The organism is Tomitella gaofuii, from assembly GCF_014126825.1.
Lineage (GTDB): Bacteria > Actinomycetota > Actinomycetes > Mycobacteriales > Mycobacteriaceae > Tomitella > Tomitella gaofuii.
In genome coordinates this window covers 2482347-2507559 of record NZ_CP059900.1, presented here as the reverse complement: position 1 = coordinate 2507559, position 25213 = coordinate 2482347, and the positions used below count along the sequence as shown (strand labels likewise).

General features: G+C 71.6%; 23 protein-coding genes and 5 tRNA genes. 18 read left to right on the top strand and 10 right to left on the bottom strand.

From position 1 onward, the window contains the following. Nucleotides 1–116 precede the first annotated feature (116 nt). The 9 genes from H4F70_RS11665 to H4F70_RS11625 form a co-directional block, all read right to left on the bottom strand. Nucleotides 117–1232, bottom strand: coding sequence for an XdhC family protein (locus H4F70_RS11665; protein ID WP_182357324.1), 1116 nt, complete (start codon nucleotides 1230–1232; stop codon nucleotides 117–119). After that, on the bottom strand, nucleotides 1225–2364 hold the full coding sequence (locus H4F70_RS11660) for a vWA domain-containing protein (RefSeq protein ID WP_182357323.1): 1140 nt from the start codon (nucleotides 2362–2364) through the stop codon (nucleotides 1225–1227). Before H4F70_RS11660 ends, H4F70_RS11665 begins: the two co-directional genes overlap by 8 nt. Before the next feature lie 85 nt (nucleotides 2365–2449). After that, nucleotides 2450–3325: an AAA family ATPase gene (locus tag H4F70_RS11655; protein ID WP_182357322.1), complete on the bottom strand. Its 876-nt coding sequence runs from the start codon at nucleotides 3323–3325 to the stop codon at nucleotides 2450–2452. Nucleotides 3326–3334: 9 nt separating this feature from the next. Continuing rightward, entirely contained in the window at nucleotides 3335–3940 is a 606-nt protein-coding gene (locus H4F70_RS11650) for a nucleotidyltransferase family protein (RefSeq protein WP_182357321.1), read from the bottom strand. Then, nucleotides 3937–5223, bottom strand: coding sequence for an MFS transporter (locus tag H4F70_RS11645; RefSeq protein WP_235681068.1), 1287 nt, complete (start codon nucleotides 5221–5223; stop codon nucleotides 3937–3939). The genes H4F70_RS11650 and H4F70_RS11645 overlap by 4 nt, the downstream gene beginning before the upstream one ends. 172 nt (nucleotides 5224–5395) lie before the next feature. Then, nucleotides 5396–5471, bottom strand: a tRNA-Gly gene (locus H4F70_RS11640). Nucleotides 5472–5979: 508 nt separating this feature from the next. Continuing rightward, nucleotides 5980–6054: transfer RNA gene (locus H4F70_RS11635), tRNA-Val, on the bottom strand. A 14-nt stretch (nucleotides 6055–6068) separates the two neighbouring features. Further along, nucleotides 6069–6139 (bottom strand) — tRNA-Cys (locus H4F70_RS11630). 23 nt (nucleotides 6140–6162) lie between these two features. Continuing rightward, nucleotides 6163–6235 (bottom strand) — tRNA-Gly (locus tag H4F70_RS11625). A gap of 374 nt (nucleotides 6236–6609) precedes the next feature. Here H4F70_RS11625 and H4F70_RS11620 point away from each other — a divergent pair. Next, a tRNA-Val gene (locus H4F70_RS11620) sits at nucleotides 6610–6681 on the top strand. 108 nt (nucleotides 6682–6789) lie between these two features. Here the strand turns inward: H4F70_RS11620 and H4F70_RS11615 are convergent. Next, entirely contained in the window at nucleotides 6790–7749 is a 960-nt protein-coding gene (locus H4F70_RS11615) for a helix-turn-helix transcriptional regulator (protein WP_182357320.1), read from the bottom strand. Between the two features lie 114 nt (nucleotides 7750–7863). Between H4F70_RS11615 and H4F70_RS11610 the strand changes: the two genes are divergently transcribed. The 17 genes from H4F70_RS11610 to secF all read left to right on the top strand — a co-directional run bounded on the left by H4F70_RS11610 (nucleotide 7864) and on the right by secF (nucleotide 25210). Next, on the top strand, nucleotides 7864–8436 hold the full coding sequence (locus H4F70_RS11610) for a mycothiol transferase (RefSeq protein ID WP_220471698.1): 573 nt from the start codon (nucleotides 7864–7866) through the stop codon (nucleotides 8434–8436). A 171-nt stretch (nucleotides 8437–8607) separates the two neighbouring features. Further along, a complete protein-coding gene (gene thrS / locus H4F70_RS11605) occupies nucleotides 8608–10698 on the top strand; it encodes a threonine--tRNA ligase (protein WP_372497537.1) in 2091 nt (696 codons plus the stop codon). An 80-nt stretch (nucleotides 10699–10778) separates the two neighbouring features. Further along, a complete protein-coding gene (locus tag H4F70_RS11600) occupies nucleotides 10779–11309 on the top strand; it encodes an ATP adenylyltransferase (protein ID WP_182360359.1) in 531 nt (176 codons plus the stop codon). After that, the gene (pgsA, locus tag H4F70_RS11595; RefSeq protein WP_182357319.1) at nucleotides 11303–11965 is read left to right on the top strand and encodes a phosphatidylinositol phosphate synthase; all 663 of its coding nucleotides are present in this window, start codon (nucleotides 11303–11305) and stop codon (nucleotides 11963–11965) included. The genes H4F70_RS11600 and pgsA overlap by 7 nt, the downstream gene beginning before the upstream one ends. Further along, nucleotides 11962–12915, top strand: coding sequence for a phosphatidylinositol mannoside acyltransferase (locus H4F70_RS11590; RefSeq protein WP_182357318.1), 954 nt, complete (start codon nucleotides 11962–11964; stop codon nucleotides 12913–12915). Before pgsA ends, H4F70_RS11590 begins: the two co-directional genes overlap by 4 nt. A 33-nt stretch (nucleotides 12916–12948) precedes the next feature. Then, the gene (locus H4F70_RS11585) at nucleotides 12949–14076 is read left to right on the top strand and encodes a glycosyltransferase family 4 protein (RefSeq protein ID WP_182360358.1); all 1128 of its coding nucleotides are present in this window, start codon (nucleotides 12949–12951) and stop codon (nucleotides 14074–14076) included. Beyond that, nucleotides 14073–15245, top strand: coding sequence for an NUDIX domain-containing protein (locus H4F70_RS11580; protein WP_182357317.1), 1173 nt, complete (start codon nucleotides 14073–14075; stop codon nucleotides 15243–15245). Before H4F70_RS11585 ends, H4F70_RS11580 begins: the two co-directional genes overlap by 4 nt. Before the next feature lie 87 nt (nucleotides 15246–15332). Further along, nucleotides 15333–16253: a pyridoxal 5'-phosphate synthase lyase subunit PdxS gene (gene pdxS, locus H4F70_RS11575; RefSeq protein WP_182357316.1), complete on the top strand. Its 921-nt coding sequence runs from the start codon at nucleotides 15333–15335 to the stop codon at nucleotides 16251–16253. A 113-nt stretch (nucleotides 16254–16366) separates the two neighbouring features. Next, nucleotides 16367–17242, top strand: coding sequence for an acyl-CoA thioesterase (locus H4F70_RS11570; protein ID WP_182357315.1), 876 nt, complete (start codon nucleotides 16367–16369; stop codon nucleotides 17240–17242). Continuing rightward, nucleotides 17239–17913, top strand: coding sequence for a pyridoxal 5'-phosphate synthase glutaminase subunit PdxT (pdxT, locus tag H4F70_RS11565; RefSeq protein ID WP_182357314.1), 675 nt, complete (start codon nucleotides 17239–17241; stop codon nucleotides 17911–17913). The genes H4F70_RS11570 and pdxT overlap by 4 nt, the downstream gene beginning before the upstream one ends. A gap of 103 nt (nucleotides 17914–18016) precedes the next feature. After that, the gene (locus tag H4F70_RS11560) at nucleotides 18017–18772 is read left to right on the top strand and encodes a YebC/PmpR family DNA-binding transcriptional regulator (RefSeq protein ID WP_182357313.1); all 756 of its coding nucleotides are present in this window, start codon (nucleotides 18017–18019) and stop codon (nucleotides 18770–18772) included. Nucleotides 18773–18923: 151 nt separating this feature from the next. Continuing rightward, nucleotides 18924–19508, top strand: coding sequence for a crossover junction endodeoxyribonuclease RuvC (locus tag H4F70_RS11555; protein WP_182347695.1), 585 nt, complete (start codon nucleotides 18924–18926; stop codon nucleotides 19506–19508). A 113-nt stretch (nucleotides 19509–19621) separates the two neighbouring features. Further along, nucleotides 19622–20242 (top strand): Holliday junction branch migration protein RuvA, encoded by a 621-nt coding sequence (gene ruvA / locus H4F70_RS11550; RefSeq protein WP_182357312.1) that lies wholly within the window; start codon nucleotides 19622–19624, stop codon nucleotides 20240–20242. Between the two features lie 122 nt (nucleotides 20243–20364). Then, nucleotides 20365–21387, top strand: a complete 1023-nt coding sequence (ruvB, locus tag H4F70_RS11545) for a Holliday junction branch migration DNA helicase RuvB (protein WP_182360357.1) — start codon at nucleotides 20365–20367, stop codon at nucleotides 21385–21387. Nucleotides 21388–21492: 105 nt separating this feature from the next. Next, the gene (gene yajC, locus H4F70_RS11540) at nucleotides 21493–21945 is read left to right on the top strand and encodes a preprotein translocase subunit YajC (RefSeq protein ID WP_235681067.1); all 453 of its coding nucleotides are present in this window, start codon (nucleotides 21493–21495) and stop codon (nucleotides 21943–21945) included. Between the two features lie 189 nt (nucleotides 21946–22134). After that, complete coding sequence (gene secD, locus H4F70_RS11535) at nucleotides 22135–23940, top strand: protein translocase subunit SecD (protein WP_182357311.1); 1806 nt, start codon at nucleotides 22135–22137, stop codon at nucleotides 23938–23940. Nucleotide 23941: 1 nt separating this feature from the next. After that, nucleotides 23942–25210: a protein translocase subunit SecF gene (gene secF / locus H4F70_RS11530; protein WP_182357310.1), complete on the top strand. Its 1269-nt coding sequence runs from the start codon at nucleotides 23942–23944 to the stop codon at nucleotides 25208–25210. Nucleotides 25211–25213: the final 3 nt, after the last annotated feature.

Below are 25213 nucleotides of genomic sequence, written 5' to 3'. Positions count from 1 at the left end.
GTTGTGAGGAGTATCACTGTGCAACTCTTCCCCGGATCGGGTCAGAGGACAACCGGATTGACGAAACTCGCGCGCCTTTGCGGCGTCGCCCGCCGCCACCGGTGCGGGTCGGCGGGTCAGCCGCCGTGGATCGGCCCGCTCGAGTGCGTGAGCCGCGCGCCGGCGGCGCCCCAGTGCAGTTGGATGATCTCGGCGGCGATGGCCACAGCCGTCTCTTCGGGCGTGCGCGCACCGAGATCGAGGCCGATCGGCGAGCTCATCCGGGCCAGCTCGTCCTCGGACATGCCGGCGTCGCGCAGGCGGTCCAGCCTGTCGTCGTGGGTGCGCCGCGACCCCATCGCCCCGACGTAGGCGAGGTCCAGCCGCAGCGCCACCTCGAGCAGGGGCACGTCGAACTTCGGGTCGTGGGTCAGCACTGTGACCACGGTGCGCCGGTCGACGCGCCCGGCAGCGGCCTCGGCTGCCAGGTAGCGGTGCGGCCAGTCGGTGACGACCTCGTCGGCCTCGGGGAACCGGGTGTGCGTCGCGAACACGGCCCGCGCGTCGCACACGGTGACCCGGTAGCCCAGGAACGCGCCGATGCGCGCCATGGCGGCGGCGAAGTCGATGGCGCCGAACACGAGCAGCCGCGGCGGCGGCCGGAACACGTTGACGAACACCGACAACCCCTCGCCGCGCCGTTGGCCGTCCGGGCCGTAGTGCAGCGTGCCGGAGCGGCCGCTGTCGAGCTGCCCGCGGGCGTCGTCGACGACGGCGTCATCTCTGCGCTGCGAGCCCAGGCTGCCGGTGACGGCGTCGTCGTAGACGAGCATGTGGCGCCCTACCAAGGCTCCGTCGGGGTGCGCGGTGACGGTGGCGATCGCCAGCGGCACGTCGCCGCGCACCGCGTCGATGGCCTCGCGCAGCTCGGCGTATCCGCGCTCGTCGACCCTCTCGACGAAGATATCGATGATGCCGCCGCAGGTGAGCCCCACGGCGAAGGCGTCCTCGTCCGAGACCCCGTAACGCTGCAGCACGGGGGCCCCGTCGGCGATGGCCTGCTCGGCCAGTTCATACACCGCGCCCTCGACGCACCCGCCGGACACGCTGCCGGTGACGGTGCCGTCCTGCGCCACCAGCATGGCGGCGCCCGGGTCGCGCGGCGACGAGCTGAAGGTGCCCACCACGGTGCCCAGGCCCACGGATTCGCCGGCACGGTAGCGCCGGTCCAGTTCGTCGATCACGTCACGCATCACGCACCTCCAGGAGCAGCCGCTGCAGGGTGGCCAGGCTGTGCCCGGCCAGGAGTCGGTCGACGTGCGGCAACGCGGCCGCCATTCCGGACTGCACGGGCTGGAAGCCCGCGGCGCCCGCGTGCGGATTGACCCAGATGACCGCGTGCGCGAGCCGCCGGAGCAGGGCCACCTGTGTGCCCAGCAGCGCGGAGTCGCCGCGTTCCCACCCGTCGGAGAAGATCACCACCGTCGCGCCCCGGGCCATGCCGCGGCGCCCGTGTCTTTCGAGGAACACGCCGAGCGTTTCGCCCAGACGGGTGCCGCCCGCCCAGTCGGGGACGGCGCGGCCCGCGGCGGCCAGCGCCGTCTCGGCGTCGCGCGATCCGAAGGCGCGGGTGAGCCTGGTCAGGCGTGTGCCCAGCGAGAACACCTCGACGTCGGTGCGCGCGCCGCCGCCGGACGCGCCGTGCGTGACGGCGTGGGCGAAGCGCAGCAGAGCGTCGGCGTAGGGGCGCATCGAACCGGAGACGTCGATGAGCAGCACCACACGCCGCGGGCGGCGGGCGCGCCGGTGGTGGACGGGGCGGACGGGTTCGCCCCCGGCCGCTACGGTGCGCCGCAGCGTGCGGCGGGGGTCCACCGGTCCAGTGCGCGCCGGCCGTCGGCGCAGCGCGGGGCGGGTCGGCGGGCCCGCACGCAGCCCGGCGAGCATGCGGTCGAGGTGGGCGCGCTCGGCCGGAGTGAGCTCGGCGATGTCGCGGTGACGGAGGATCTCCGTATCGCCGGCCGCGACGCGCAGGGCCTCCCCGTCGGCCTCGTCCTCCCGGCCCGCGCCGCCACGGGGGACGGGCGAGAGCCCGGCGATCCGGGCCTCGCGGACACGCCCGCCACGCGCCGCCCCCGGCGGCGGCGCGTCGCCGAACCAGCTCTGGAAGGCCAGGTCGTAGACGGGGATGTCCTCCGGGCCCCGGCACAGCGTGGCGCGGCCGGCCCAGTAGACCTGGCGCCGCTCGGCCAGGTCCACCGCGCCGAGCGCGCGCAGGTAGCGCCCTGCGGCGTCGGTGCCCACGGGCACGCCGGCCGCGCGCAGAACCCGCGCGAAGCCGACGGCCCCCGTCAGCGGGTCGGCCGCCCGTTCATCACAGCCCATGTGTGCATTGTCACCCGAATCCCGCGGATAGGGGGTGGGATCCTCTTCCCGAGGCTAGGCGGTCAGGGGTGGAGCGGTCAGGGGTTCAGCGAGCGAGGAGGGCGTCGAGTCCCTGACGGGCCACCCGGTCGAGATCCTCGCGGTATTTGAGCACCGCTCCGAGCGTCGCGGCGGCGGACTGCGCGTCGAGCGCGTCCCTGCCCAGGGCGGACAGTGCGCGGGCCCAGTCGAGCGACTCGGCGACTCCCGGCGGCTTGAGCAGTTCCATGCGGCGCAGCGCCTGCACGGCGGAGGCCACCTGTGTGGCGAGGGCGGCGTTGATGCCGGGGATCCGCCGCCGCAGGATCGCCACCTCCTGGGGCAGATCCGGATGGTCGAGCCAGTGGTAGAGGCACCGGCGCTTGAGGGCGTCGTGCACGTCGCGGGTGCGGTTGGACGTGAGCACCGCCAACGGGGGAGTTGCCGCGCGCACCTCGCCGTACTCCGGGATGGTCACCGTATTCTCGTCGAGCACCTGCAGCAGGAACGCCTCGAACTCGTCGTCGGCGCGGTCCACCTCGTCGATCAGCAGCACGCACGGCGCTTCGGTGAGCGCCTGCAGCAGCGGCCGGGCCAGCAGGAAGCGGCGGGTGTAGAGCGAGCGCTCGGCGGCCTCGGGGTCCAGGTCGCCGGCGGCCTCGAGCGTGCGCAGGTGCAGCAGCTGCCGCGGAAAGTCCCAGTCGTAGAGCGCCTGCGTGGCGTCGATTCCCTCGTGGCATTGCAGGCGGATCAGCGGCAGCCCCAGCGCCTCGGACAGCGCGGTGGCCAGCGAGGTCTTCCCGGTGCCGGGCTCGCCCTCGCAGAACAGCGGGCGTTGGAGCTCCAGCGCCAGGAACGCCGCCACCGACAGGCCCTCCCCGGCGAGGTACCCGGTGGTGTCGAGGGCCTGCGCGAGGTCCTGGGGCGAGCGTGGGGCGGTCACGGTGCGAGCCTAGGTGACCCGGCCGTGGCGCCGCAGCGCATCGGTCGTGTCGGCATCGTCGCCCGTCGCGAGGTCGTCGCACGCGACGAGGCGCACGTCGCTGCGGCGGCGCAGCCACGGGCCGGCGCCGCGGTCGCCGGTGACGGACGCGGTCAGGTCCGCCCAGTGCCGACGGCCGACGAGGACGGGGTGGCCGGGCCGGCCGCCGTAGGTCGCGCGCGCCAGCACGCCGGACGGGTCGGGTGCGTGTTGTGCGGATTCGAGCAGGCGTGCGACGACGTCCGGCCCCACGTCCGGCAGGTCGGCGAGGTGCAGGAGCGCCGCAGTGGAAGCACCGGCGCCCGTGGGGAGGGCGCGGAGGCCGGCGCGCAGCGACGCGGCGAGGCCCGCCGCCCAGTCCGCCGCGATCACCGTGCGCGCGTCCGGCGGCACCAGGGCGGACGCCTCGTCCGCCGCGGCCCCGAGCACCACGACGACGGGGGCGCAACCGCCCTGCGCGAGGGTGCGGGCGGCGCGTGCCACCAGCGGCTCGCCGTCGAGTCTGACGAGCGCCTTGGGCCGCCCGAAACGGCGGCCCCGCCCGGCCGCGAGCAGCACACCGGCGACGGGGTTCATGGCGATGTCCGTGCGCCCTGCGCCGTGCCGGCGGTGCGGCGGCGCGGATGGAACGCGGGGGCGAGCGCGGCGAGTCCGACGGCGAACAGCAACGGCAGCACGAAGGCCACCCGCAGGTTGCTGACCGCCGCCACGCCGCCGACGATGCCGCCGCCGATGATCGTGCCCGCATAGTTGAACAGGTTGATGCGGGCGATGACGGCATCCGCCTGTCCGGGGGCCAACCGGCCCGCCGCGCCGAAGCACAGCGGCGCCACCAGCGGAGCGCCCAGGCCGACGATGAGGAAGCCCGCGAGAGCCATGGGAATCGACTGTGCGGCCACCACGAGCGCCAGCCCGGCGATCGCCACCGCGGCGCCGGCCCGCACCACGGCGATCTCGCCGAACCGGCGCACCCACAGGTCGCCCGTGAGCCGTGAGATCAACGCGGCCACCTGGTACGCGGCCATCGCGAGCGCGGCGGTGCCGGAACTGGCGAGGACCACGTCGGTCATGAACAGTGCGGACCAGTTGCCGACGGCGAAGTCGATCCCGTAGAACAGCGCCATCGCGCAACCGAGCGCGAGGAACGGCCACAAGGGGATGCGCGGATGCGCCGGGGCGTCATTGTCCGTCGTGGTGGCGTTCTTCGTCGGCGCCGCTCCGTCGGTGGGCCGGAACAGCCGCGGCGACACGGCCAACGCGGCGAGCGCGACGAGTCCGATGCCCGCGAAGAGCGTGGCCTGCAGCCCCAGGTTCAGGCCGGAGAACGCTGCCACCCACAGGGCGCCGCCGATAGCGCCCACGCTCCAGGCCGCATAGAACGACGACATGATGAACCGTCCCGCGCGGTGCTGGAGGGACACGCCCTGCATGTTCGTCGCGGCATCCACCATGCCCAGGCCGACGCCGTAGACGGCGAATCCGGTGATGAACACGATGAGCCCCGGTGCCACCGTCACGGCGAGCACGGCCGCGATGATGACGGCGAACCCGGTGCGCAGTGCCGCGCGGCTGTCGGTGCGGGCAGCGAGCGCCTCGGCGAGCAGGCTGCCCGCGCCGGCGATGACCGAAGCGAGCACCACGACGCCGACGATCGCGGCATCGTCCAGGCCGTACCTGTCGCGGAACTGCGGCAGCAGGGTGAGCAGCATCGAGAGCGTGAACCCCTGGAGCCCGAACGCGACCGAGACGGCGATACGCGGGCGCCGGAGGCTGCCGTGCCCGGTGCGGACAGCCGCATTCGGAGTGGACGGTCGGGGATTCGACGGCGAGGGCTTCGAGGGTGGGGGCGGGGTGCTCACCCGTCGATTGAACCACCGCGGGGGCGATGCGCGTCACAGTGCCCGGAAAAAGCCGGTCATTCGTCCAACACGTGACGGCGTGGCGGGAGAGCGGCGGCTCGGGGCGCCTGGAGCGTCGCGACCCGGGGACGCAGAAACCCCGCGTCCGGCATCGAACGCGGGGCTCTCGCTGTGGAGCGGACGACGGGATTCGAACCCGCGACCCCAACCTTGGCAAGGTTGTGCGCTACCAGCTGCGCCACGTCCGCATACCGCACCGCCGGCGGCGACCGCGTGGCCGACGCACTCCGTGGTGCGAAGAGAACACTAGCGGACGCGGGTGCCGGCGCACAAAGCGGGGGCGGGGCGGCGGCCGTGGGGGGCCGGGGGGAATCGCAGGGGAGTGGGCGGGCCCGGGCTCGCGAGCCGTTCTGCGTGGTGAGTGCGGGTCGTCCGTGCGCGGGCGAGTGCGCGGGTGAATCGAGTGCGCTCCTGCGGTGTGCGTGCCGGATGTCGTCGGGTTCGCGTGCCGTTCGACGGTGCGCGTGCGGGTTGGGCTGGATGCCCTGGTGATTCGGTGCGCGCCGTGCAGTCCGCCCCGCGAGGGGGAGATCTGCTCGCGGGGAGCGGCCGGGTTCGCGAGGAGCACCCGGCGCTCGCCAGGGCGCTGGACCGGCGTGCTCCACGGGACCCGTCGAGCAACACGGAAGTGCTGAACGGCAACAGCCCGGCCGACGACAGAAAGGCCGGGAACCCGATAAGGGTGCCCGGCCTTCGTGGTGCGCGATACTGGGATTGAACCAGTGACCTCTTCCGTGTCAGGGAAGCGCTCTCCCGCTGAGCTAATCGCGCGGGACCTCACTGCGAGGTGGAGACGGGAATCGAACCCGTGTTCACGGCTTTGCAGGCCGTTGCCTCACCACTCGGCCACTCCACCGCGAGGGTTTGCGGACCCTCTCGAGCGGACGACGGGATTCGAACCCGCGACCCCAACCTTGGCAAGGTTGTGCGCTACCAGCTGCGCCACGTCCGCACGCTCCAAGAGAGGCCCAGCCGCCAGCTGCGCTCTCCGTGGTGCGAGAAGAACATTAATGGACGCGGTCGCGGATTCACAAATCGACTGGTCACGGCGTGTCCGAAGCCATGTGGTGGAGGTGTCGGCCGGCCGTGCCCGGCATCGTGGCAGTGTCATCCCCGCCGGGATCCGGTCCTGCTGAAGGTGTGCCTGGCGCCGGTCGCTGCGCGTAGCGACGACGGCCGGCCATGACGGTCATCGACGGTCGCAGCGCGTGCGAAGCGGGGCGGCGCCCACGGCCGGATCGCGCGCTGGCCTGGCGATTTCACCGTCGGGATCCGACCGTGTTAGTGTTCCTCCTCGGAACGGCCCGCCGATGCGGGATCGTTCGCGGTCCCGTGGCTCAGTGGAAGAGCGTCCCGTTCACACCGGGAAGGTCGCTGGTTCGAACCCAGCCGGGACCACTCCTGAAAGAGCGCAGGCCGTAAGGCCTGCGCTCTTTTTTCGTCTGCGGGTCCACGGCGGTACCCCGCACACACCGTCCTCCCGCGCACCCCTTCCCATGCGCGCCGTCACCCCGCCTCCGCCGCCGCGCTGAGCCGCACGGCCATGGTGCGCATCGTCTCCCGCAGTGATTCCGGTTCGAGCACCTCGACGGGTGCCGCGAACGCGGAGAGCTGGAACGCGAGCCAGGGCAGGTCGCGGGTGTGCGTGGTCAGCAGGCACTGCTCCGGCCCGTCGTCGTGGACGGTGCCGGCATGCGTCGGGACCACCCGACGTACCGCGTCGGCGGGCAGCCCCACCCGTATCCGCGCCACCACTTCGTCGGCGCCTCCGGTGACCGATTTCCGGATGTACTCGTCGGGGTCGGGGGCCGGGCGCGGTGTGAAGCCGAAGGTGGTCGTGTACAGCGAATCTGCGGAGACACGGTCGAGGCGGAACGTCCGCCAGTCGCCGCGCCCGGTGTCGAAGGCCATGAGGTACCAACGCTGGTGCAGCGACACCACGTGGTACGGCTCCACGTCGCGTTCGGTCTCCGTGCCCGTGCGGTCCTGATAGGTGAACCGCACGCGAACCTTGGCCCGTGCGCCGCGTGCGAAGCCGAGGAGGACCTCGGAGCGCACCGTCTCCGGGCCGCGGGGGAGCACCGAGGTGGATCCGGACAGGGCCGAGACGACGGGGCGCAGCCGGGCGGGCATCACCTGGTCGAGCACGGTGAGCGCGCGCAGAGAGTCCTCGCCGAGCCCGTCGATGCCCGTGCCTGCGGCCAGCCGCAGGCCCACCGCGACCGCGACGGCGCTGGCGTCGTCGAACACCAACGGCGGCATGGCGCTCCCGGAGGCCAGTCGGTAGCCGCCCCCGCGCCCGTGCGCGGACTCGACGGGGTAGCCGAGTCCCCGGAGCCGGTCGATGTCGCGGCGCACCGAGCGGTCGGTGACCTCCAGGCGGCGCGCCAGCTCGGCCCCGGACCAGTACGGACGCGCCTGGAGCAGACCCAGGAGCCGGAGCAGGCGGGCGGCGGTGTCGGTCATGGATCCACGATCGCACGAATCAACGGACCGATACTGTCCGGAAAGGGGTCCAGAGTGTTTCTTGCAGGACCAATCAGAAGCCGAGACACCTCGGAATCCACGCTGAAGGAGTGCATGATGCCGTTCCTCACCCGAACCGTCACCAGCGAAAGCGACGGGCTGTCCACCTTCGCCGCCCAACAGTTGCGGCAGATCGCGGCGAGCCTGCACGGCCTGTCCGACGAGCAGATCCGCTCCACCCCGAGCGCGTCGAAGATGAGCCTGGGCGCGCTCGCCCGGCACGTGCTGTTCGTGTCGTCGAAGGGGTTGCTGGCGCAGCTCGACGCGGACTTCGTCCCCGACGCCGGCGCGTACGACGACGCGGACTGGGCGGCGGGCGGCATCCAGCCCGGCGCGATCCGTGACGGCGACACGGCGCAGACGCTCATCGACGGGCTGCGGGCCCAGGCGGACTGGGTGGAGGAGCACCTGGCCACGGCCGACCTCGAGCGGCCTGTCCCGGTGCCGGACCAGCCGTGGTTCCCCGACGATCTCGAGTCGTGGCCGCTGCGTTGGGTGGCTCTGCACGCCATCGAGGAGTACGCACGCCACGCCGGGCACGCGGACATCATCCGCGAGTCGATCGACGGCAAGGGCGCCTACGAGCTCAACGATCTGTCCGACGGCGTCGCGGTGGCCACCGCCTGACATCCGCCGCCGGTGACGGGCCACGTCCGCCCGCCACCGGCGCCGTATCCGCTGCGGACGGTACTCGGGCGCGCCACCTGCAGCGGCGCGCTCGAGTACCGATACGATCGTATGGATAGGCGGCTGCCGGGTATGCAGTCGCCGCGACGAGCGAGTAGGAGCCCCGCAGCCGTGTCTTCCGGAGCCGTGAACAGCCTTGCCGCCCCGACCGTCCGGGTGCCGGCCGGGACGTCCGTCGGGAAGGCGGTCCACGATGCGGGCCTGCCGGGCAAGGGCCCCGACGCGATCGTCGTCGCGCGCGACGGCGACGGCCAGCTGCGCGACCTGGCCTGGGTGCCGGACGTCGACGTCGAGGTGGAAGCCGTCGCGGCGGACACCGACGACGGGCGCAGCGTCATCCGCCACTCGTGCGCGCACGTGCTGGCCCAGGCGGTGCAGCAGGAGTTCCCCGAAGCCAAGCTGGGCATCGGCCCGCCCATCGAGAACGGCTTCTACTACGACTTCCAGGTGGCCGAGCCGTTCACCCCGGAGGATCTCGCCCGCCTCGAGAAGCGGATGAAGAAGATCATCAAGGGGGCGCAGCGGTTCTCCCGCCGCGTCGTCGACGATCTCGACGACGCCCGGGCGGAGCTGGCGTCCGAGCCGTTCAAGCTCGAGTTGATCAGTGATAAATCGACAGGCGACATGTCGCCATTCGACGACCCGGAGGTCATGGAGGTGGGCGGCAAGGAGCTGACCATCTACGACAACCTCGACCCGCGGACGGGCGAGCGCGTGTGGGGCGACCTGTGCCGTGGCCCGCACATCCCCACCACCAAGCACATCCCGGCGTTCACGCTCACCCGCAGCTCGGCCGCCTACTGGCGCGGCGATCAGAGCCGCGAGGACCTGCAGCGGGTCTACGGCACCGCGTGGGAGTCGAAGGAGCGCCAGGACGAGTACCTGGCGCTGCTCGCCGAGGCGGAGAAGCGCGACCACCGCCGGCTGGGAGCGGAGCTGGACCTGTTCAGCTTTCCCGACGAGCTCGGGTCGGGGCTGCCGGTCTTCCACCCGCGCGGCGGGATCGTGCGCAAGGAGATGGAGGACTACTCGCGCCGCCGGCACATCGAGGAGGGCTACGAGTTCGTCAGCACCCCGCACATCACCAAGGGGAACCTGTACGAGGTGTCCGGCCACCTGGACTGGTACCGCGAGGGCATGTTCCCCGCGATGCACCTCGACGCGGAGTACAACGAGGACGGCACGCTGCGCAAGCCGGGGCAGGACTACTACGTCAAGCCCATGAACTGCCCCATGCACAACCTGATCTTCCGTTCGCGGGGCCGCTCGTACCGGGAACTGCCGCTGCGGCTGTTCGAGTTCGGGTCGGTGTACCGGTACGAGAAGTCCGGCGTGGTGCACGGGCTCACCCGCGTGCGCGGGATGACCCAGGACGACGCCCACATCTACTGCACCCGCGAGGAGATGCGCGCCGAGCTCGCCCGCACGCTCGAGTTCGTGTTGGACCTGCTCAAGGACTACGGCCTGGACGACTACTACCTGGAGCTGTCCACCAAGGATCCGGACAAGTACGTCGGCGACGACGCCACGTGGGAGGAGGCCACCGAGACCCTGCGCGAGGTGGGCGAGGCCTCCGGCCTGGAGCTGGTGCCGGACCCGGGCGGGGCCGCATTCTATGGGCCCAAGATCTCCGTGCAGGTCAAGGACGCGCTGGGACGCAACTGGCAGATGTCCACCATCCAGCTCGACTTCAACCAGCCCGAGCGCTTCGAGCTCGAGTACACCGGCTCCGACGGCGCCAAGCACCGCCCGGTGATGATCCACCGGGCGCTGTTCGGCTCCATCGAGCGCTTCTTCGGCGTGCTCACCGAGCACTACGCCGGTGCCTTCCCCGCGTGGCTCGCGCCGGTGCAGGTGATGGGCATCCCGGTGGCGGAGGCGTTCGAGGACCACCTGTTCGGGATCGCCTCGCGGCTCAAGAAGACCGGCGTGCGGGCCGAGGTGGACACCTCCGACGACCGCATGCAGAAGAAGATCCGCACGCACACCACGCAGAAGGTGCCGTTCATGCTGCTGGCCGGCGAGCGCGACGTGGAGGCGGGCGCCGTGAGCTTCCGCTTCCGCGACGGGACCCAGGTCAACGGGGTGCCGGTGGACGACGCCGTCGCGCTCATCACCGGGTGGGTCGGCAGGCGCGAGAACGCCTCGCCCACGGCGGAAGCGATGCAGGCGTCGTTCGAGCAGGGGGAGGGCCCGGAGTGACGGGGGAGAGCCCGGCGGCGGGCCGCGAACGCACGGCGGACGCCGGTCCGGACCCGCTCGGCGGTGCCGGGGGCGCGGGGATCCGGTCCACGGGGGTGGGGGACGACGACCGGCTCGAGCGCATCTGGACGCCGCACCGACTCTCGTATGTGGCCGAGGCGCCCACCATCCCGCCCGGCGAGTCCAGCGGATGCCCGCTGTGCGACATCCCGCGCATGCGCGATGAGGACGGCCTGGTCGTCGCGCGCGGCGAGTCCGTCTACGCCGTGCTCAACCTGTACCCGTACAACCCGGGGCACCTGATGGTGCTGCCGTACCGGCACGTCGCGGGGCTCGAGGACCTCGACCAGGGCGAGAGCGCCGAGCTCATGGCGTTCACCCAACAGGCGCTGCGCACCATCCGCGCCGTGTCGCACCCGCACGCGTTCAACGTGGGGATCAACCTGGGTTCCGCCGCGGGGGGATCGCTGGCCGCGCACCTGCACCAGCATGTGGTGCCGCGCTGGGGCGGGGACGCCAACTACATCACGGTCGTCGGCGGCACCAAGGTGCTGCCGCAACTGCTCGGCGACACCCGCTCGCTGCTCGCCGAGGCATGGTCCGCATGCTGAGCGTCTTCGCCCGCGCGTCGGTGTCCAAGGTGACGCTGCCGATGGGCCGCAAGCTCGTGCGCATGGGCGTGACGCCCGACGTCATCACGATCGCCGGCACGGTGGCGTCCATCGCGGCGGCGCTGACGCTCTTCCCGATGGGGCACCTGTTCTGGGGCGCCCTGGTGATCTGGTTCTTCGTCATGTTCGACATGCTCGACGGTGCCACCGCACGGGCACGGGGCGGCGGCACCCGGTTCGGCGCGGTCCTCGACGCCACGTGCGACCGGATCGCCGACGGCGCCATCTTCGCCGGGCTCGCATGGTGGGTGGTCTACAGCCTCGACGACACGACGGCGCACCGGCTGCTGCTCGTGGCCACTCTGATCTGCCTGGTCACCTCGCAAGTCATCTCCTACGCGAAGGCCCGCGCGGAGGCCAGCGGGCTCCACGGCGACGGCGGTCTGATCGAGCGGCCGGACAGGCTCATCATCGTGCTGGTCGGCGCCGGTTTCACCGGGATCTTCGACCAACCGTGGATCCTCTTCGCGGCCATGTGGCTGCTCGCCGTCGGCAGCGTGATCACCGTGGGGCAGCGCATGCGGTCGGTGCGCAACTCGCCCGGCGCACGTGACCTGATCCCGCTCGACCGCCCGTCACCGGAGGAACAGTCGTGACCGCGCAGCCGCGTCCTGCAGCGCAGTCGCGGCCGGCCGCGCAGACGAGCCGTTCGGAGAAGTTCAGCGACGCCGGGTACGCGGCAGGCTGGCGGGCGGTGCGCCTGTTGCCGGAGCGGGTCGCGCGCGGCGGCTTCGACCTGGGCGCCGACCTGGCGTGGCGGCGTGGTGCGGGGCAGGGCCAGCTGCGGGCCAACCTGGCCCGGGTGATGGGCTCGGCGCCCGAGCGGGTGCCGGACGCCCTGATCCGCGCCTCGCTCCGCTCGTACGCGCGGTACTGGCGTGAGGCTTTCCGGCTGCCGTCGATGGACCTGGCGCGGATGGCGGCGGACGTCGACTCGGCGGTGCAGGGCCAGGAGCATCTGAACGCCGCGATGGACGCCGGCCGGGGCGCGGTGCTGGTGCTGCCGCACTCCGGCAACTGGGATGTGGCCGGCGTGTGGCTTGTGCACGCCTGGGGGCAGTTCGCCACCGTCGCCGAGCGGCTCAAACCCGAATCGCTGTTCCAGCGATTCGTCGACTACCGCGAGCGCCTGGGCTTCGAGGTGTTCCCGCTCAGTGGCGGCGAGGAGCCGCCGTTCGGTGCGCTGCGATCACGGCTCGAGCAGGGCAAGGTGGTGTGCCTGCTGGGCGAACGCGACCTCACCGGCCGCGGCATCCCCGTCGACTTCTTCGGCGAGCGCACGAGCATGCCCGCCGGCCCGGCCCGGCTCGCGGCGGAGACCGGCGCCGCGCTGCTGCCGGTGCACTGCTGGTTCACCGACGGCGGCTGGGGCTTCTCCATCGCGCCGCCCGTCGATGCCTCCCGGGGCGTGGAGGCGGCCACACAATCGGTGGCGGACGTCTTCGCCGCGAACATCGCCGCGCACCCGGCCGACTGGCACATGCTGCAGCCGCTGTGGTGGTCTGACCTGTCGGACGAGCGTCGCGCGCGGCTCGGCATCAGGTAGGCGACGGTGGCCGAGACGGATCCGGGGCGCCGGCTGAGCATCGGGATGATCTGCCCGTACTCGTTCGACGTGCCCGGCGGGGTGCAGGCGCACGTGAGCGAGCTGGCGCAGGTGTTCCTCGCGCGCGGCCACCACGTGAGCGTGCTCGCGCCGGCCTCGCAGTCGGTGCAGCTGCCGCCGTACGTCGTGTCGGCCGGGCGCGCCGTGGCCATACCCTACAACGGGTCGGTGGCGCGGCTGCGTTTCGGCGTCGGCACCTATGCGCGCATCCGCCGGTGGATCCGCGACAACGATTTCGACGTGCTGCACGTGCATGAGCCCAATGCGCCGAGCCTGTCGATGCTGGCGCTCAAGGTGGCCGAGGGGCCCATCGTCGCCACCTTCCACACGTCCACCACGCGGTCGCTGGTTCTCGCCACCTTCCAGGGCGTGCTGCGGCCCTACCACGAGAAGATCTCCGGGCGCATCGCCGTGTCGGAGCTGGCACGGCGCTGGCAGGTGCAGGCACTCGGTGCCGACGCGGTGGAGATCCCCAACGGGGTGGACGTGTCCTCATTCGCGGACGCCCCCGTGTTGGACGGGTATCCGCGGAGCGGCGGGACGGTGCTGTTCCTCGGCCGCTACGACGAGCCGCGCAAGGGCATGGGGGTGCTTCTGGACGCGCTGCCCGCGCTGGTGGAGCGCCATCCGGACCTGCAGGTGCTGGTGGTGGGCAGGGGCGACGAGGAAGAATTGCGCGCCCGCGCCGGACGCCTGGCCGGGCACCTGCGCCTGCTCGGTCAGGTCAGCGACGAGGAGAAGGCGTCGGCCATGCGCAGCGCCGACGTCTACGTGGCGCCCAACCTGGGCGGCGAGAGTTTCGGCATCGTGCTCGTCGAGGCGTTGTCCGCGCACACCCCGGTGGTGGCCAGCCGTCTCGACGCGTTCCGCCGGGTGCTGCGCGACGGCGAGGCGGGGGTGCTCACCGAGATCGGGGATCCGCGTTCGCTGGCCGCCGGGATCGACCGGGTGCTCACCGACACCGCCGTGCGCGACGGCCTGGTGGCCGCCGGCGACCGCGTGGTGCGCGGCTACGACTGGCCCGTGGTCGCCGATCAGATCCTGCGGGTGTATGACACCGTCATGGTGGGCGACAGGCGCGTGCGGGCGGTGGGCGAATGACGATCTCCGCACTGACCATCACCGTCGTCGGCCTCGTCGTCGCGCTGCTGGTGCTCGCCGCGTTGTGGGCATACGGCACGGCGAACCGGCTCGACCGATTGCACGTGCGCACGGACTTGGCCTGGCAGGCGCTCGACGCGGCGCTCGCCCGGCGCTCCGTCGTCGTCCGGTCGCTCGCGCACGACCTCGAGCAGTCTTCGGCGGGCAGAGAGCCGTCGGCGGGCAGAGAGCCGTCGGCGGGGGGCGAGCCGGCGGCGGGAACTGAATCCGCCGTGGCACGCGGCGGCGGCGCGGCGGCGGCGCTCGTGGACCTGTCGCTGCGGGCCGAGCGCGCCGACAGGTCCGACCGGGAACGGGCGGAGAACGCGCTTTCCCGCGCGCTGGCGGGGGTCGACGCCTCGGCGGTGCGCGCCGTGCATGCGGCGGAGCTCGCGGACGCCGATGCGCGCGTGCTCATCGCCCGCCGCTTCCACAACGATGCAGTCCGGGACACGCGGGCGCTGCAAGGCCGGCGGCTCGTGCGGTGGCTGCGGCTCGGGGGCACCGCGCAGATGCCCGCTTACTTCGACATCACCGAGGAGTCGCTGCGCAACGCGGTGTCCGCGCACCCCGCCGCCGGGGCGAGCGGCGCCGACGACGCGGAGAGCGGTCGGGATGCGCACGTATCCACCGGCGACGGCAATCGGGTCTCGGCCCGGGTGCTGCTGGTGGACGACGCGGCGCGGGTGCTGCTGGCCCGCGGACGCGACCCGCACCGCTCCGACGCGCCGTTCTGGTTCACCTTCGGCGGCGGGGTGGAGGCGGGCGAGTCGCTGCGGGAGGCGGCGGTGCGCGAACTGTGGGAGGAGACCGGCCTGCGCGTGCGGCCCGAGGAGCTGTGCGGGCCGATCTGGCGCCGGTTGTCGCTGTTCCCCTGGAACGGGTCGATGATGCACTCGGAGGAGCACTTCTTCGTGCTGCGCACGGAGGCCTTCGAACCGCAGCCGGGGGCGCGCACCGAGCTCGAGCGCGACGCGCTCCTGGGGCACCGGTGGTTCTCCGCCGGCGCGCTCGCGGACCTGGCGGGATCAGGCGCCACGGTCTACCCGCAGGACCTCGCCGCGCTGCTTTCCGACGCGCTCGACTGCCTCGATGGCCGGGGTCCCCGCGAGGTCCGCACCATCCGCTGACCGGCGCCCCGACCGCGCAACCGGGGTGCCGGGGGCTCGGCATAGGATGGACCCGACACCCCGTTACGACATACCAGGGAGCACTTCGTGACCAACTCCGCGAACAATTCGACCAACGGTTCCGAGTCGACTGTCGGCACCGCGCGCGTCAAGCGCGGCATGGCCGAGATGCTCAAGGGCGGGGTGATCATGGACGTGGTCACCCCGGAGCAGGCGAAGATCGCCGAGGACGCGGGCGCCGTCGCCGTCATGGCGCTCGAACGGGTCCCTGCGGACATCCGCGCCCAGGGCGGCGTGTCCCGCATGAGCGACCCGGACATGATCGACGGCATCATCGACACCGTCAGCATCCCGGTGATGGCCAAGGCACGCATCGGCCACTTCGTCGAGGCGCAGATCCTGCAGTCGCTCGGCGTCGACTACGTCGACGAGTCGGAGGTGCTCACCCCCGCCGACTACACCAACCACATCGACAAGTGGCGGTTCACGGTGCCGTTCGTCTGCGGCGCCACCAACCTGGGCGAGGCGCTGCGCCGCATCACCGAGGGCGCGGCGATGATCCGCTCCAAGGGCGAGGCCGGCACCGGCGACGTCTCCAACGCCACCACGCACATGCGCAGCATCCGCGCCGAGATCGCCAAGCTCACCGCGATGGCCCCGGACGAGCTCTACGTGGCCGCCAAGGAGCTGCAGGCGCCGTACGAGCTGGTGGCCGAGATCGCGAAGGCCGGCAAGCTGCCCGTCACCCTGTTCACCGCCGGCGGCATCGCCACGCCGGCCGACGCGGCGATGATGATGCAGCTGGGCGCCGAGGGCGTGTTCGTCGGCTCCGGCATCTTCAAGTCCGGCAACCCCGCCGAGCGCGCGTCCGCCGTGGTGAAGGCCACCGCCTCCTACGACGATCCGGATCAGCTCGCCAAGATCTCCCGGGGCCTCGGCGAGGCGATGGTCGGCATCAACGTCGACGACATCCCGCAGCCGCACCGCCTGGCCGAGCGCGGCTGGTGAACTGAGAGGCTCCGACTCCGGCCTGCGTGCCGCGTCGGCGGGCGTCGGGTGCATCGTGCCGATCACCCGACGCCCGCTGCCGGGCCCGGGCCGGCCTGCACTACGCTGGGCGAATGACGGATATCCGCGCGGTCCTCGATCTCGAACGCCTGGAACGGGACATCTACCGCGGGCCCGTCGTCGACACCCTCCTCAAGCGCACTTTCGGCGGCCAGGTGGCCGGGCAGGCTCTCGTCGCGGCGGAACGCACCGTGGATCCGCGCTTCCAGGTGCACTCGCTGCACGCGAACTTCCTGCGGCCGGGCAATCCGGCGATGCCCACCGTGTACCTGATCGACCGGGTCAAGGACGGCCGCAGCTTCTGCATGCGCAGAGTCAGCGGCGTGCAGGACGGCGAGACGATCTTCGCGATGTCCGCGTCGTTCCACGTCCACGAGAACGGGCTCGAGCACCAGGACCGCATGCCGGACGTGACGGGGCCGGAGGAGCTGCCGGATCTGCGCAGCAGCGGCGACCCGGACGACGGCCTGTGGTTCGGCCAGGAGTGGGGTGATTGGGACCTGCGCATGGTGCCCGCCGAGCAGTCGGCGACATCCGGCACCGCCTCGCGTCAGCGGGTGTGGATGCGGCACCGCCAGGCCCTGCCGGACGACCCGGTGCTGCACATCTGCGCGCTCGCCTACATGAGCGACATGACGTTGCTGGACTCGGCGAAGGTCCCGCATCGTGACCGGGAGACGGCCAACGCGTCGCTGGACCACGCCATGTGGTTCCTGCGGCCGTTCCGCGCCGACGAGTGGCTGCTGTACGACCAGACTTCGCCGTCGGCGGGCTTCGGCCGTGCGCTGACCCAGGGGCGCATCTTCACTCTCGACGGCAGGCTGGCTGCCGCGGTGGTGCAGGAGGGGCTCATGCGGCCCGTGGCCCCCGGCGGCGGGGAGTCGATCATCAACAATGACGGCGCGAAAAGCGACAAGGACCGTGCATGACCACGACGACGGAGACCGAGCGCACCGGCGGCGCGCTGCACGCGGCGCTGCGGTACTCCGGCAGCCGCGGGACCGCACCCCGGATCGGCGTGCTGGCGCTGCAAGGGGACGTGCGCGAACACCTCGCGGCGCTGCGCGCGTGCGGTGCGGAGGCGGTGCCGGTGCGGACGGCGGAGGACCTCGGCTCCGTGTCGGGGCTGGTGTTTCCCGGTGGCGAGTCGACGGCGATGAGCCGGCTGCTGCGCGTGTTCGACATGACCGGTCCCGTGCAGCGGGCGGTGGCGGACGGGCTCCCGGTGTACGGCAGCTGTGCGGGGATGATCCTGCTCGCCGCCGAGGTGCTCGATACGCGCGACGACGCGGTGCATTTCGGCGCGCTGGACGTGACGGTGCGGCGCAACGCCTTCGGCCGGCAGGTGGATTCGTTCGAGGAGGACCTGCGCATCACCGGGATCACGGGGGACCCGGTGCGCGCCGTGTTCATCCGCGCACCGTGGATCGAGCGTGTCGGGCCCGGCGTGGAGGTGCTCGCGTCGGTGGGCCGCGGCGGTGCGGAGCGGGCGGTGGCGGTGCGCCAGGGGACGGCCCTGGCCACGTCGTTCCACCCCGAGATGGGTGCCGACCTCCGGATTCATGGGCTGTTTGTCGATATGGTGCGGGCTGCCGCATAGAATCGAGTGTCAGCACAGTCGGCCACCGCCTGGCGTGTGGTTCCGGCTGCTCTCGCATGCGAGAGGAACCGATGCTAGAGGAACCTCGGAAGGGGCGTACTGCATGTCGGGCCACTCCAAATGGGCCACCACCAAGCACAAGAAGGCCGCGATCGACGCCAAGCGCGGCAAGATGTTCGCGAAGCTCGTCAAGAATGTCGAGGTGGCCGCCCGCACGGGCGGTGGTGATCCCGCCGGCAACCCCACGCTCTACGACGCCATCCAGAAGGCCAAAAAGTCGTCGGTGCCCAACGACAACATCGAGCGCGCACGCAAGCGCGGGGGCGGCGAGGAGGCGGGCGGCGCCGACTGGCAGACCATCATGTACGAGGGCTACGGGCCCAACGGCGTGGCCGTGCTCATCGAGTGCCTGACGGACAACAAGAACCGCGCCGCGGGCGAGGTGCGTACCGCGATGACCCGCAACGGCGGCAACATGGCCGACCCCGGCTCGGTGTCCTACCTGTTCACCCGCAAGGGCGTGGTGCAGCTGGAGAAGGGCGACCAGAGTGAGGACGACGTGCTGCTCGCCGTGCTCGAGGCCGGGGCCGAGGAGGTCAACGACCTGGGCGAGACCTTCGAGATCATCAGCGAGCCCACCGACCTCGTCGCGGTGCGCACCGCGCTGCAGGAGGCCGGCATCGACTACGACTCGGCGGAGGCCAGCTTCCTGCCGTCCGTGTCGGTTCCGGTGGACGTCGACGGCGCCAAGAAGGTCCTCCGCCTCATCGATGCGCTCGAGGACAGCGACGACGTGCAGAACGTCTACAGCAACATCGACCTGAGCGACGAGGTCCTCGCGGCGCTCGACGAGGACTGATCAACCCGCGTGCGGATCGGACCGGGCCCGCGCGACACCCCGTACGTCGACGGTGTTCGACGTACGGGGTGTCGTGCATTAGTGTCTCGAACAGTAGTTCGGTGCTGTGTGGTGGCGAGGGGAGCGTGGGCAGGGTGAGCGAGGTGCTCGCGTGCGGGTGATGGGCGTCGACCCCGGGCTGACACGCTGCGGCATGTCCCTCGTTGAGGGCGGCACGGGGCGCGCGGTCACGGCGCTGGACGTGGATGTGGTGCGCACGCCGTCGGACCTCGACCTGGCCCGGCGGCTGCTGCGGGTGGCGGACGCCGCCGAGTACTGGATGGATACGCACACACCGCAGGTGGTGGCGGTGGAGCGCGTGTTCGCCCAGCACAACGTGCGCACCGCCATGGGCACTGCGCAGGCGGGGGGTGTGGTGGCGCTGGCGGCGGCGCGCCGGGGCATCGACGTGTGCTTCCATACCCCCAGTGAGGTCAAGGCCGCGGTCACCGGCAACGGCACCGCGGGCAAGGCGCAGGTCACGGCCATGGTCACGCGCATCCTGGGGTTGCAGAAGCCGCCGTCGCCCGCGGACGCGGCGGACGCGCTGGCCCTGGCCATCTGCCACTGTTGGCGGGCGCCCATGATCGCCCGGATGGCGGAGGCGGAGAGGCGGGCGCGCGAGCAGGAGAAGGCCTTCAAGGCGCGGCTGGCACGGGAGCGGCGCGCGCGGCGGCAGGCGGGGGCGCAGCGGTGATAGTGGTGCCGTGATGACAGCGAGCCCTGCGGGGCGTTCGGCCGCGAGCAGGCGGTGCCGCCGGGCGAAGGATGGACAGTCTCGACGAGCGATGAAGGGGTGACGGGCGCGCGATGATCGACTCGGTGCGCGGCGAGGTGCTGCACGTGGGGCTCGACCACACGGTGATCGACGTGGGCGGCCTGGGTTACCGGGTGCACGCCACGCCCGCCACGCTGGGCACGCTACGGCGGGGCGAGCAGGCCACGCTGACCACCACGCTGGTGGTCCGCGAGGACTCGATGATGCTCTACGGGTTCGACGGCCCGCCGTCACGTGAGTTGTTCGCCTTGGTGCAGACGGTGTCCGGGGTGGGGCCGCGCCTGGCGATGGCGATCCTCGCCGTGCTGGAGCCGGATGCGCTCGCCGCCGCGTTGGGGGCCGAGGACGTCAAGACGCTCACGCGGGTGCCGGGCATCGGCAAGCGCACGGCGGAGCGGATGATCGTCGAGCTGCGCGACAAGGTGGCCGCGGTGTCCGGCCCGGCGCGGTCCGGGGTGCCGGGTGTCCCGCCGCCCGTGCTGTCCGGCGTGCGCGAGCAGGTGGTCGACGGCCTGGTGGGGCTGGGCTTCCCGGTTGCCGGCGCCGAGCAGGCCACGGACGCGGTGCTCGCCGAGTCCACCGGCACCCCGGGTTCGGAGGACGTCGCCGCGGTGCTGCGCAGCGCGCTGTCCAAGCTCGGGCGCGCGCGATGAGCGCGGACGGATACGGGCCCGATGCCGGTGCATACGATGCCGGCCCCCTGAACGACGGCCCACTGAACGACGGGGCCATTGACGTTGGGCCTGGGGACGGCGGGGCCTTCGCCGACGAGACGATGCGCGCGACGATGGTCTCCGGCGACGGCGACACCGATTCCGGTCTGCGGCCGAAGACGCTCGACGACTTCATCGGCCAGCCGCGGGTGCGGGAACAACTGCACCTGGTGCTCTCCGGCGCGATGAAGCGGTCCGTCACGCCGGACCACATCCTCCTGTCCGGCCCGCCGGGGCTGGGCAAGACGTCGCTGGCCATGATCATCGCCACCGAGCTGGGCACGTCCTTGCGGATGACCTCCGGGCCGGCGTTGGAGCGTGCGGGCGACCTGGCCGCCATGCTGAGCAACCTGGTCGAGGGCGACGTCCTGTTCATCGACGAGATCCACCGCATGGCCCGGCCCGCCGAGGAGATGCTGTACCTGGCGATGGAGGACTTCCGCGTGGACGTGGTGGTGGGCAAGGGCCCCGGCGCCACGTCGATCCCACTGGACGTGGCCCCGTTCACCCTGGTGGGGGCCACCACACGGTCGGGCGCGCTGACGGGGCCGCTGCGCGACCGGTTCGGCTTCACCGCCCACATGGACTTCTACGAGCCGGGCGAACTCGAACACGTGCTGCGGCGCTCGGCCACCATCCTCGAGGTGGACTTGCAGCCCTCTGCGGCGCGGGAGATCGCCGGCCGTTCGCGCGGCACGCCCCGCATCGCCAACAGGCTGCTGCGCCGGGTGCGCGACTACGCGGACGTGCGGTCCGACGGCACGGTCACGCTGGCCGTCGCCCGGGCGGCGCTGCAGGTCTACGACGTCGACGAGGCCGGGCTGGACCGGCTGGACCGGTCGGTGCTGGCCGCGCTCGTCCGCAGCTTCGGCGGGGGCCCCGTCGGCGTCGGCACGTTGGCGGTGGCGGTGGGGGAGGAGTCCGGCACGGTCGAGGAGGTGTGCGAGCCGTTCCTGGTGCGGGCGGGCATGATCGCGCGGACGCCGCGCGGCCGGGTCGCCACGGCGGCAGGCTGGCATCATCTGGGTCTCACTCCGCCGGAGGGGCTTGTATACGGCGGGATCGAGGTGCGGCCCGCGGAGTGATCCGGCGGTACCGTGGCGGCGCGCCGACGCCGCAGGTGGCACACTGGTGGTTCGTGCGATCACGCGCACGAAGTGACGTTTCGAGAGTTGGGCGAGGTCGATCGCGTGGACGGAATCATTTTCATTCTCATCCTTCTGGTGCTCATGGTGCCGTTGTTCCTGACGACGCGCCGCCAGAAGAAGGCGATGCGCCAGACGCAGGAGACCCAGGCGAACCTCGCCATCGGCGACGAGGTGATGACCACCTCGGGCATGCACGCGGAGGTCACGGGCCTGCAGGAGACCACGGTCGATCTCGAGATCGCGCCCGGCGTCGTCACCCGCTGGGAGCGCATCGCCATCCGTGAGCGCCTCACCGGCCACTCCGCCGAGGACGCGGACGCCGGGTATGACCAGTCCGACGAGGACGATGCGCAGGACGGTTTCACCGAGGAGGACATCGAGGGTTTCTCTGCGGACGACCTCACGCCCGAGGACTTCGCGGGCGACGCGCAGGGCGACGGGGCATGCCGCGGATCGGACCGCGGCCGCCGCGACGGGGACGTGGCCGAATCGTGACAATCTGACCGGTGGCGCAACGCGGATCACCCCCGTGGCGGGACAGTCGAGTAGATTGCCACAGGGGTGTCCGCCGGTGCGTAGCCGTGGGGCGCGTCCGGTTCGGTAGGGGGGAACCGGGGTGCGGCTTGCCCCGGCACAACCAGACCATCACCGTTCCACCGACACCACCGAGGGGATTCGCGCGTCGTGGCGAAAAAATCCGGGCAGTTCCATCCCGCCCGCTACCTTGCGCTGTTCGGCGTCATCGTGGCAGTGCTGTACGCGCTCGTGTTCTTCACGGGCGACCGCGAGCCGACGCCGCAGCTGGGTATCGACCTGCAGGGCGGGACGTCCGTCACGCTCACCGCACGCACGCCGGACGGCAGCAGCCCCAGCGACGAGAGTCTGGACCAGGCGCGCAAGATCATCGAGTCCCGTGTCAACGGGCTGGGCGTCTCCGGCGCCAGCGTGGTGGTGGACGGCGACAACATCGTCATCACCGTCCCCGGCAGTGACGGCGAGGCCGCCAAGAGCCTCGGGCAGACGGCCAAGTTGACGATCCGACCGGTCCTGCAGTCGCAGCCCGTCGGCGCGGGCGCCGGGGCGCCGCCGGCTCCCGCGAACCCCGCTGCCCCGTCCGCGCCGGAGAACCCGTCCGCGCCCTCCGTGCCCGCGCCGGGAACGTCCGGTGGGGCGCCGGCCGAATCGGACGGGGCCCCCGCCCCGCAGAACCGCGTCTACCCGCTCGCCGCGCCCGGCGACACGCCTGCGCCCGCGTCCGGGGAGGACGCGCCGGAAGCCCCGGCGCCGACGCCGGCACCCTCGGGCGGCGATGCATCGACCGCGCCCGGCGTGTCGGCGCAGTCGCCGGCGGAGGCGGCGATGACGGACAAGGCCCGCGAGGAGATCGAGGCCGCCAAGAAGACCCGGCAGAGCACCGACCCTGCGGTGCAGCAGCAATCCATGAGCGACCTCGCCGCCACAGGGTGCGTCGGCGAGGACCCGCTGCGCGGAAACGACGACCCGACGCTGCCGCTCGTCGCCTGCAACGCCAACGGGCAGGAGGTGTTGCTGCTCGGCCCGGCCATCATCAAGGGCGAACAGATCGCCAACGCCCAGTCGCAGTTCGACCAGCAGCAGGGCGGCTACATCGTCTCGCTGGAGTTCAAGCCGGACGCCAGTCAGGTGTGGGCGGACTTCACCCGCGAAAACCTGCAGAAGCGCGCCGCCTTCGTCCTCGACACCGAGGTGATCAGCGCGCCGGTCATCCAGGGCGTCACGCCCGCGGGCAGCGCGACGTCCATCTACGGCAATTTCTCGCAGTCCGAGGCGCAGTCGCTGGCCAACCAGCTCAAGTACGGTTCGTTGCCGCTGTCGTTCTCGCAGTCCGACGCCAAGACCGTCTCGGCCACGCTGGGGCTGTCCTCGCTCAAGGCGGGCCTCATCGCCGGCCTGGTGGGCCTGATCCTCGTGCTGTTGTACTGCCTGGCGTACTACCGGGCGCTCGGCGTGCTCATCTCGCTGTCGCTGATATTGTCCGGCATCCTCGTCTACGCCCTGCTGGTGCTGCTCGGCAGATCGATCGGATACAGCCTGGATCTCGCCGGCATCGCGGGTCTCATCATCGGCATCGGCACCACGGCCGACTCGTTCGTCGTCTATTTCGAACGCGTCAAGGATGAGATACGCGAGGGGCGCAGCTTCCGCTCGGCAGTGCCGCGCGGGTGGGCGCGCGCTCGCCGCACGATCCTGTCCGGCAACACGGTGAGCATCATCGGCGCTGCGGTGTTGTACTTCCTTGCTATCGGCGACGTCAAGGGCTTCGCGTTCACGCTGGGCCTCACGACGATCCTCGACCTAGTCGTGGTGTTCCTGGTGACGCACCCGCTGCTGCACATCGCGTCCACCAAGCAGTGGGCGGCGAATCCCCGCTGGAACGGACTCGGAGCGATGTCCGACGTGGCCCGCGAACGCAAGGCGGCGGCGTTGGCCGCGGCCGCGAAGGAGAGCTGAGATGGGCGAGAACACCACCGCAGCGGTCAAGACCCCGCCGCCCTCGAGTGGGGGCCGGGGGTTCTTCTCCAAGCTTTACACGGGTACCGGAGCGTTCCAGATCATCTCCCGGCGCCGGCAGTTCTACATCGTCACCGGCGTCGTGGTGCTGGTGTGCATCCTGAGCATCGCGATCCGCGGCTTCACCTTCGGCATCGACTTCGAGGGCGGGTCGCGCATCACCTTCCCGACCACCCCGCAGGCCACCACCAGCGAGGTCGCCGATGTGTTCGAAGAGGCCATCGGGAACGAGCCGGTGTCGGTGCAGACGGTCGGCTCGGGCGGCTCGTCGTCGTTCCTCATCCAGGCGGAGACGCTGAGCGTGCCGCAGTCCGTCGAGCTCCGACAGGCGCTGTTCGACGCTTTCCAACCGGTGGGCGCAGACGGGACGCCCACGATCGACACGATCGGCGTCTCGGCCGTCAGCTCCACCTGGGGCGGGGAGATCACGAAGAAGGCGATCTTCGCCCTCGTCGTCTTCCTGGTGCTGGTGGGGGTGTACATCGCCATCAGGTTCGAACGGGATATGGCCTTCGCAGCGCTGCTGGCGGTGCTGCTGGACCTGATCGTCACGGCAGGCATCTACTCGCTCGTCGGATTCGAGGTGTCGCCGGCGACGGTCATCGGTCTGCTGACGATCCTCGGCTATTCGCTGTACGACACGGTGGTGGTCTTCGACAAGGTGGAGGAGAACGTCGAGGGACTGTTCCACCAACGCAGACGCACCTATGCGGAGCAGGCGAACCTGGCGGTCAACCAGACGCTCATGCGCTCGATCAACACCTCGCTCACCACGATTCTGCCGATCCTCGCTCTGATGGTCATCGCGGTGTGGATGCTCGGCGTCGGCACGCTCAAGGACCTGGCACTGGTCCTGCTCATCGGCATCACCGTGGGCACCTACTCGTCCATCTGCACGGCCACGCCGCTGCTCGTGACGTTCAAAGAGATGCACGCGAAGATCAAGGGCCACAACAAGAAGGTCTACGAACGCCGCGCCCGCGCCGAGGAGCGCGCGGCGGCGGGCCACGCCGCGGCCGACGACGATGACGTCGCCGACGGTGAGGGCGACTCCGCCGATGGTGATTCCGGGGATGTCGCGCGCGACGGCGCGAACGCGAGCGGCGGCGGTGCGGCCGGCGGCGGCAGGCCGCGGGCGGGGGTCTCCGGCACGGCGACGAAGCCGCGGCCGGGAGCGCGGCCCGCATCGAAGCGGCGGAAGCGGCGCTGACCG